General features: G+C 69.8%; 8 protein-coding genes and 1 pseudogene. 8 read left to right on the plus strand and 1 reads right to left on the minus strand.

What is annotated here, in order from left to right; genetic code table 11:
- Positions 1–31: 31 nt before the first annotated feature.
- From sepIVA to mutM, 4 genes are all read left to right on the plus strand, one after another.
- Positions 32–769, plus strand: a complete 738-nt coding sequence (gene sepIVA / locus A5753_RS06835; RefSeq protein WP_067124840.1) for a cell division protein SepIVA — start codon at positions 32–34, stop codon at positions 767–769.
- 69 nt (positions 770–838) lie between these two features.
- Positions 839–1,438, plus strand: coding sequence for a DUF177 domain-containing protein (locus A5753_RS06840; protein WP_197694610.1), 600 nt, complete (start codon positions 839–841; stop codon positions 1,436–1,438).
- Positions 1,435–2,148: a ribonuclease III gene (rnc, locus tag A5753_RS06845; protein WP_067124790.1), complete on the plus strand. Its 714-nt coding sequence runs from the start codon at positions 1,435–1,437 to the stop codon at positions 2,146–2,148. The genes A5753_RS06840 and rnc overlap by 4 nt, the downstream gene beginning before the upstream one ends.
- 15 nt (positions 2,149–2,163) lie before the next feature.
- Complete coding sequence (gene mutM, locus A5753_RS06850) at positions 2,164–3,066, plus strand: DNA-formamidopyrimidine glycosylase (protein WP_067124793.1); 903 nt, start codon at positions 2,164–2,166, stop codon at positions 3,064–3,066.
- Positions 3,067–3,086: 20 nt separating this feature from the next.
- Here mutM and A5753_RS06855 read toward each other — a convergent pair whose 3' ends face one another.
- Positions 3,087–3,863, minus strand: a complete 777-nt coding sequence (locus tag A5753_RS06855; protein WP_067124843.1) for a PIG-L deacetylase family protein — start codon at positions 3,861–3,863, stop codon at positions 3,087–3,089.
- Positions 3,864–3,915: 52 nt separating this feature from the next.
- Between A5753_RS06855 and A5753_RS06860 the strand changes: the two genes are divergently transcribed.
- The 4 genes and pseudogenes from A5753_RS06860 to A5753_RS06875 all read left to right on the plus strand — a co-directional run.
- Positions 3,916–4,329, plus strand: coding sequence for an OsmC family protein (locus A5753_RS06860; RefSeq protein ID WP_067124796.1), 414 nt, complete (start codon positions 3,916–3,918; stop codon positions 4,327–4,329).
- Complete coding sequence (locus tag A5753_RS06865; protein ID WP_067124798.1) at positions 4,316–4,609, plus strand: acylphosphatase; 294 nt, start codon at positions 4,316–4,318, stop codon at positions 4,607–4,609. Before A5753_RS06860 ends, A5753_RS06865 begins: the two co-directional genes overlap by 14 nt.
- Before the next feature lie 205 nt (positions 4,610–4,814).
- Positions 4,815–8,411, plus strand: coding sequence for a chromosome segregation protein SMC (smc, locus tag A5753_RS06870; RefSeq protein ID WP_067124805.1), 3,597 nt, complete (start codon positions 4,815–4,817; stop codon positions 8,409–8,411).
- Between the two features lie 45 nt (positions 8,412–8,456).
- A pseudogene (locus tag A5753_RS06875) lies at positions 8,457–8,825 on the plus strand (signal recognition particle-docking protein FtsY); the annotation flags it as partial.

An 8,825-nucleotide genomic window follows, 5' to 3' on the forward strand; every position in this document is an offset into this window, starting at 1 on the left:
AGAGCTTTGCAGACGCCAGGAGGGTATGGCCGTGTATCGAGTCTTTGAGGCGCTGGACGAACTCAGCGCCATTGTGGAAGAAGCCCGTGGCGTTCCGATGACGGCCGGCTGCGTGGTGCCTCGCGGCGACGTGCTGGAGCTGATCGACGACATCAAGGACGCGATCCCGGGCGAACTGGACGACGCCCAGGACGTCCTGGACGCGCGCGACTCCATGCTGCAGGACGCCAAGGCACACTCCGAGTCCATGGTGTCCTCGGCGACCACCGAGTCGGAGTCGATGCTCAACCACGCCCGCGCGGAGGCCGACCGGCTGCTCTCGGACGCGAAATCGCAGGCCGACCGGATGGTGAGCGAAGCGCGCCAGCACAGCGAGCGGATGGTCGGCGAGGCTCGCGAAGAGTCGATGCGCATCGCCACGGCGGCCAAGCGCGAGTACGAGGCCAGTGTCAGCCGCGCCCAGGCCGAAGCCGACCGGCTGCTGGAAAACGGCAACATCTCCTACGAGAAGGCCGTGCAAGAGGGCATCAAAGAGCAGCAGCGCCTGGTCTCGCAGAACAGCGTGGTGGAAGCGGCCAACGCCGAGGCCACCCGGCTCATCGACTCTGCGCATGCCGAGGCCGACCGGTTGCGCGGCGAGTGCGACATCTACGTCGACAACAAGCTCGCCGAGTTCGAGGAGTTCCTCAACGGCACCCTGCGGTCGGTGGGGCGCGGTCGTCACCAACTGCGGACGGCGGCCGGAACCCACGACTACGCCGTGCGCTAGCCGTTTCGCGGCTGTCTGCCGGGCGGGCGCGCCCTGGAATTGTGCGGTCTGCGCCGTAGGATTTCCGGTATGACGCGCCAGCACAGCACTCGATCGGCCCGCGGCGCGACGTCACGGCTGGCCGCGCCGATGGCGTTCGACATCACCCGGCTGGGGCGCCGCCCCGGGACGATGGTGACGTGGGAGAAAACCGTGCCCAGCCCGTCGCGCATCGGGCTGGACATGATCGCGATCGAGGCGGACGCCCCGCTCGAGCTGGACTTACAGATTCAATCGGTGTCCGAGGGCGTTTTGGTGACCGGAACGGTCACCGCGCCCACGGTCGGCGAATGCTCTCGTTGTCTGACCAAGCTTGATGGACAGGTGCAAGTGGAGCTCACCGAGCTGTTCGCCTACCCGGACAGCACCACCGAGGCGACCACCGAGGAAGACGAGGTGGGCCACATCGTCGACAACACCATCGACCTCGAGCAGTCCATCGTCGATGCCGTGGGACTGGAGCTTCCGTTCTCGCCCGTGTGCACCCCGGGTTGCCCGGGACTGTGCCCCGAATGCGGTGTTTCGCTGGCCGCCGAGCCGGGCCACCAGCACGATCGCATCGATCCGCGGTGGGCCAAGCTGGCGGGGATGTTCAGCGCCGAGTCGGACGAGCCGCGGGGCAAGCGGTGAGTTCACGCCAAGCGCTGCTCGACGCCCTCGGGGTTGAGCTGTCGGAGGAACTGCTGTCCCTGGCGCTGACGCATCGCAGCTACGCCTACGAACATGGGGGGCTGCCGACCAACGAACGCCTGGAATTCCTGGGCGACGCCGTGCTGGGCCTGACCATCACCGACGAGTTGTATCACCGCCATCCCGACCGCACCGAGGGTGACCTGGCCAAACTGCGCGCCAGCGTGGTCAACACCCAGGCGCTGGCCGACGTCGCGCGCAAGCTGTGCGACGGGGGCCTCGGCGTCCATCTACTGCTGGGGCGTGGGGAAGCCAATACCGGCGGCGCCGACAAATCGAGCATCCTGGCCGACGGCATGGAATCGCTGCTGGGCGCGATCTACCTCGATCACGGCATCGACGTTGCGCGCGACGTGATTCTGCGGTTGTTCGGCCCGCTACTGGATGCGGCGCCGACCCTCGGGGCAGGGCTGGACTGGAAGACCAGCCTGCAGGAACTGACCGCGGCCCGCGGCATGGGCGCGCCGTCCTACGTCGTCACCTCCACCGGGCCCGATCACGACAAGGAATTCACCGCGGTCGTCGTGGTGGCGGACACCGAATACGGCACGGGTGTCGGCCGCTCCAAGAAGGAGGCCGAGCAGAAGGCGGCGGCGGCCACCTGGAAGACGCTCGACGTGCTGGACCCCGCGGGGACGACGTCCAACTAGATGGTGTCCGTCTAGATGCCCGAACTGCCCGAAGTCGAGGTGGTGCGCCGCGGCCTGCACGCCCACGTCGTCGGCAAGACAATGACCGCGGTGCGGGTGCATCACCCGCGCGCGGTTCGTCGGCATGAAGCGGGGCCCGCGGACCTCACCGCCCGGTTGCTGAACGCGCGGATCACCGGCACCGATCGACGTGGCAAGTACCTGTGGCTGCTGCTCGACACGGAACCCGCTGGGCAGGAATCGGATACGGCGCTGGTGGTTCACCTAGGCATGAGCGGGCAGATGCTGCTGGGTGGGGGTCCCGCCAGCCGCGAAGCGGCGAGGGGGAAGGTGCCGCGCGCCGAGCACGTCCGGATCTCCGCGCTGCTCGACGACGGGACCGTGCTGAGTTTCGCCGACCAGCGCACTTTCGGTGGGTGGATGCTCGCCGATCTGATCGACGTGGACGGCAGCGTGGTGCCTGAGCCGGTCGCGCATCTGGCTCGTGACCCGCTGGACCCCCGATTCGATGCCGGTGCTGTGGTGAAAGTGTTGCGGCGCAAGCATTCCGAGATCAAGCGCCAGCTTCTCGACCAGCAGGTGGTATCTGGCATCGGCAATATCTACGCCGACGAGGCGCTGTGGCGAGCCAAGCTGAACGGCGCGCGGATCGCCGACACGCTGAGCCGCAAGCAGTTGACCGCAGTGCTGGACGCGGCCGCCGACGTGATGCGCGATGCGCTGGCCAAAGGGGGGACCTCGTTCGATTCGCTGTACGTCAACGTGAACGGCGAATCTGGATATTTCGACCGGTCGCTGGACGCGTACGGCAGGGAGGGTGAAGCCTGCCGTCGCTGCGGCGCGGTGATGCGCCGGGAGAAGTTCATGAACCGTTCGTCGTTCTACTGCCCGAAATGTCAACCGCGGCCACGGGTTTGAGCGTTCAACGCGCGGCCGACTCAACCGAAGATGTCGCCGCGCAGCGTCCCGGTGGGCAAGGTCGGGTCCACGAACCATTCGTGGCGAAACAGCGCACCGAACACCTGGGGCGGCAACCGGAGCAGTAGCCCGAACACCCGCGCGGCCAGACCGGAATCGCCGATCTGGGAACGGTGCGCGGCCAGAGCATCTCGCTTCTGGCGCGCAAAGCGAAAGACGTTGACCCGGTGGGTGATCGTCGCGCGCGGGGCGTATGCGCCGCGGACGACGTCGCGCTCGTACGGGCCGGGAAGCCGCAACAGGTGCGCGATATCGCTGACGCGGACCAGGATTTCGCGTGGCATCGTCACCTCGAGCACCCGCGGTGTGGCGGCGAGTTCGGCGGCCCGCTTGCCGACGTGGTGGACCTGGACGTGGTCGCGGTGGCCGTAGCCGCCGTTGGCCTGGTAGCTGAGCAGCAGGTCGGCGCGTTCGTCGCGCAGGATGCCGGCCAGGCGCCCGGCGGCCTCGTCGACATCCGCACGCCCGAATCGGATGCGCCCGGGTGGATCCGGATAGAACAACGGTCCGTAGCCGCTGTCGGCATACCCGAGGCACTCCACCCGCTGTGCCCCGAGAACTCTTGCGCTCGAACGTAATTCGCCTAGACGATCGTGGGTGTCGTCGTTGTGGACGCGCCCGTCAGTTGCGGTGACCACGACCACCCGGTGCCCGGCCGCGGCCGCCCGCGCCAGGGTGCCACCGGTGAGCACGACCTCGTCGTCGGGGTGGGCATGGAATGCGACCACGGTAGCCATGCCAAGCAGTATGCCCGTGCGCCAAAGTCGCGGCGCCCGGTAGAAATAAGCCATGGCCGAACTATGGGTGGAACGCACCGGAACTCGCCGCTACACCGGCTACAGCTCACGTGGCGCGCAAGTGCTGATCGGTTCCGAGGACGTCGAGGGCGTGTTCACGCCCGGCGAGCTGCTCAAGATCGCGCTCGCGGCGTGCAGCGGGATGTCCAGCGACCTGCCGCTGGCCCGCCGGCTGGGCGACGATTACAAGGCGGTCATCAGGGTTTCCGGCGCCGCCGACCGCGAGCAGGAGCGCTATCCGCTGCTGGAGGAGACGCTGGAGCTGGACCTTTCGGGCCTGGCCGACGATGAGAAGGAGCGCCTGCTGGTGGTGGTCGACCGGGCCGTCGACCAGGTCTGCACCGTCGGGCGCACGCTCAAGTCCGGTACCACCGTCGGCTTCGAGGTCATCGATGTCGGAGCCTGACGCCCGGCTCACCGCCTGGGTGCATGGCCGGGTCCAGGGCGTCGGTTTCCGTTGGTGGACGCGTTGCCGGGCGCTGGAGCTGGGCCTCACCGGTTACGCCGCCAACCAGGCCGACGGCCGCGTCCTGGTGGTCGCCCAGGGTCCGCGGCCGGCCGGCGAGAAGCTGCTGCACCTGCTGGAAGGTGCCATGGCGTGGCCGTCGCGTCCGGGCCACGTCGAGAAGGTAGTGGCGGACTGGTCGCAGCCGCTGGAGCGATTCGAGGGTTTCGTCGAGCGCTGAGGGGCTCAGGGTTTCAGCACCTGACCCTTAAGCGCGCCAGCGCCGGCGCCAGCGCGTTCCTCACGGCCGCAGTCGCCCTCTCCCGTGGCGGATGTGACCACTGTGACCAGTGCGTCGACCAGGCATCACGCGGCCATGCTTCGGGCGAGCCGACACCCCTCGGTGCGGCCGTCCCGGGGCGATTCGAGCGGTAGTCTGGCTCGCCGTGTACCTCAAGAGTCTGACGCTGAAGGGCTTCAAGTCCTTCGCTTCGCCGACGACTCTGCGGTTCGAACCGGGCATCACCGCCGTCGTCGGACCCAACGGCTCGGGCAAATCCAACGTCGTCGACGCGCTGGCGTGGGTGATGGGGGAGCAGGGGGCAAAGACCCTGCGCGGCGGGAAGATGGAGGACGTCATCTTCGCCGGAACCTCGTCGCGGGCCCCGCTGGGCCGCGCCGAGGTCACCGTCACCATCGACAACTCCGACAACGCGCTGCCCATCGAATACTCCGAGGTGTCCATCACCCGGCGGATGTTCCGCGACGGCGCGAGCGAATACGAAATCAACGGCACCAGTTGCCGTTTGATGGATGTCCAAGAATTGCTCAGCGACTCGGGGATCGGCCGGGAGATGCACGTCATCGTCGGGCAGGGCAAGCTCGACGAGATCCTGCAATCGCGGCCCGAGGACCGTCGCGCGTTCATCGAAGAAGCCGCCGGGGTGCTCAAGCACCGCAAGCGCAAGGAGAAAGCCCTCCGCAAGCTCGACGCGATGTCGGCGAACCTGGCCCGGCTCACCGACCTGACCACCGAACTGCGCCGCCAGCTCAAACCGCTGGGCCGCCAGGCCGAGGTGGCCCGTCGCGCCCAGACGATCCAGGCCGACCTGCGTGACGCCCGGCTGCGGCTGGCCGCCGACGACCTGGTCAACCGGCAGGGCGAACGCGAGGCCATCTTCGAGGCCGAGGCCGCCGTGCGCCGCGACCACGACCAGGCCTCCGCGCGGCTCGCCGAGGCGTCCGCGGAGCTGACCACGCACGAGACGGCGGTGGGTGAACTATCCAGCCGGGCCGAGTCGGTTCAGCACACCTGGTTCGCGCTGTCCGCACTGGCCGAGCGGGTCGCCGCGACCGTGCGTATCGCCAGCGAGCGGGCGCAACACCTCGACGTGGAGCCGGTGGCCACCGGCGACACCGACCCCGACGCGCTGGAAGCCGAGGCCGAGCAGGTCGCCGTCGCCGAGCGCCAGCTGCTCGCCGATTTGGCCGGCGCGCGCACCCGCCTGGATAGCGCCCGCGCCGAACTGGCCGAGCGGGAGCGCGAGGCCGCCGAGGCCGATCGGGCCCATATGGCCGCGGTGCGCGCGGAGGCGGATCGCCGAGAAGGTTTGGCGCGCTTGGCCGGTCAGGTGGAGACGATGCGGGCGCGGGTCGAATCGATCGACGACAGCGTGGCGCGCCTGTCCGAACGCATCGAACAGGCCGCCGCCCGGGCGCAGCAGGCCAAGGTGGAATTCGAAACCGTCCAGGGCCGCGTCGGTGAGCTCGATCAGGGCGAGGTGGGCCTCGACGAACACCACGAGCGCACCGTCGCCGCGTTGCGGCTCGCCGACGAGCGGGTCGCCGAGCTGCAGTCCGCCGAGCGAGACGCCGAACGCCAGGTGGCCTCGTTGCAGGCCCGCATCGACGCGCTCGCGATGGGCCTGGAGCGCAAGGACGGCGCGGCGTGGCTCACCCAAAATCACGGCGGCACAGGCCTTTTGGGACCGATGGCGAAGCTGGTCAAGGTCCGCTCCGGTTACGAGTCGGCGCTGGCCGCGGTGCTGGGATCAGCGGCCGACGCCCTGGCGGCCGAGAGCTTCGGCGCGGCGCGGTCGGCCGTCGCCGCTCTCAAGCAGGCGGACGGGGGCCGCGCCGCGCTGGTGCTGGGCGACTGGCCCGCCGATCGGCCGGCGCCGCAGGCCCCCCCGGCCGGAGCGCTGTGGGCGCTCGACCTGATCGACGCGCCGGCCCGGCTGCGCGGCGCGATCACGGCCATGCTCTCCGGCGTCGCGGTAGTCGACGATCTGGACCAGGCCCTGGCGCTGGTCGCGGCGCACTCCCACCTGCGCGCGGTCACGCTCGACGGTGACCTGGTGGGCGCCGGCTGGGTGAGCGGCGGGTCGGACCGCAAGCCCTCGACGCTCGAGGTGACCTCAGAAATCGACAAGGCCGGCGACGAGCTCACCGCCGCAGAGGCCCGGGTGGCCCAGCTGAGCGCGGCGCTGTCCGGCGCGCTGACCGAGCAGGCCGCCCGCCAGGACTCGGCCGAGCAGGCGCTGGCCGCGCTCAACGAGTCCGACAGCGAAATCTCCGGGATGTACGAGCAGCTCGGCCGGCTCGGTCAGGAGGCCCGGACATCCGAAGACGAGTGGAGCAGGCTGCTGCGCCAGCGCGAGGAGCTCGAGGCGGGCCGGACCCAGACAGTCGCCGAAGTCACCGAACTGGAAACCCGGCTGCGCAACGCCCAGGAGACCCAGCACGCGCCGACGGAAGAACCCGTGAACCGTCAGCAGATCGCCGCCGCCACCGAAGCCGCTCGCAGCGTCGAAGTCGAGGCCCGGCTGGCGGTGCGGACCGCCGAGGAGCGTGCGAATGCGGTTCGCGGGCGGGCGGATTCGTTGCGCCGCGCGGCCGCGGCCGAACGCGAAGCCCGCCTGCGGGCCCAGCAGGCGCGGGAGGCGCGGCTGCGCGCGGCCACGGTGGCGGCGGCGGTGGCCGACTCCGGGCGCCTGCTGGCGCAGCGATTGGACGGCGTCGTCAAGGCCGCCTCCAAGATCCGCGACGCGCTGGCCGCCGAACGCCAGCAGCGTGCGACGGCGATGGCAGCGGTGCGCGACGAGGTGAACGCGTTGAGCGCCCGGGTGGCCGCCCTGACCGACTCGCTGCACCGCGACGAGGTGGCCAACGCCCAGGCGGCGATGCGAATCGAGCAGCTCGAGCAGGTGGTGCTCGAGCAGTTCGGCATGGCGCCGGCCGACCTGATCGCCGAGTACGGGCCGGAGAATCAACTGCCGCCCACCGACCTGGAGATGGCCGAATACGAGCAGGCCAAGGAGCGCGGCGAACAGGTCTTCGCGCCCTCGCCGATCCCCTACGACCGGCCCACCCAGGAGCGCCGGGCCAAGCGGGCCGAGCGTGAGCTGGCCGAACTGGGCAGGGTCAACCCGCTGGCGCTGGAGGAGTTCGCCGCGCTCGAGGAGCGCTACAACTTCCTGTCCACCCAGCTCGAGGACGTCAAGGCCGCCCGCAAGGACCTGCTCGGGGTGGTCGACGAGGTCGACGCCCGCATCTTGCAAGTGTTCAGCGAGGCCTACACCGACGTCGAACGCGAGTTCTCCGACGTCTTCACCGTGCTGTTCCCCGGTGGTGAGGGCCGGCTGCGGCTGACCAATCCCGACGACATGCTCACCACCGGCATCGAGGTCGAGGCCCGCCCACCGGGCAAGAAGGTCACCCGGCTCTCGCTGCTGTCCGGTGGTGAGAAGGCGCTGACGGCGGTGGCGATGCTGGTGGCGATCTTCCGGGCCCGCCCGTCGCCGTTCTACATCATGGATGAGGTGGAGGCCGCCCTCGACGACACCAATCTGCGGCGGCTGATCTCGCTGTTCGAACTGCTGCGGGCGCGCTCTCAGCTCATCATCATCACGCACCAGAAGCCGACGATGGAAGTCGCGGACGCGCTCTACGGCGTGACCATGCAGGGCGACGGGATCACCGCGGTGATCTCCCAGCGGATGCGCGGCCAGCAGGTGGACCAGCTGGTCGGCGCCGTCGAGTAAGGCCCGGTGACCGACGGGCAACCGGCGACTTGAAACAATGTCAGCGTGTCCCAAGGTCTTTGGATCGCCATCGCGGTCGTCGCTGCCCTGGTCGTCATCACCGCACTGGTCCTGGGCCTGCTGCGGTATCGGCGGCGCCGCATCAGCTTCTCGACCCGGGCCGAGCCCGGGGCCATCGACCGGTCCGGCGGCTACACCGCGTCCTCGGGCATCACCTTCAGCCAGACCACGACGGCCGACCGACTCGACACCACCGGGCTGCCCGCGGTAGGTGACGACGCGGCCATTCCGCGCGACGCGCCGCGGCGCACCATTTCCGAGGTCGAGCTTCCCGAACCGGCGCCCGAGGCCCCGGCGCCGCAGGCCCCCGCGCCCGAGGCCCCGGCGCCCGAGGTCCCGGCCGCTCCCCAGGTC

The sequence above is a fragment of the Mycobacterium sp. 852002-51971_SCH5477799-a genome (assembly GCF_001667145.1).
In the GTDB taxonomy this organism is placed as follows: Bacteria; Actinomycetota; Actinomycetes; order Mycobacteriales; family Mycobacteriaceae; genus Mycobacterium.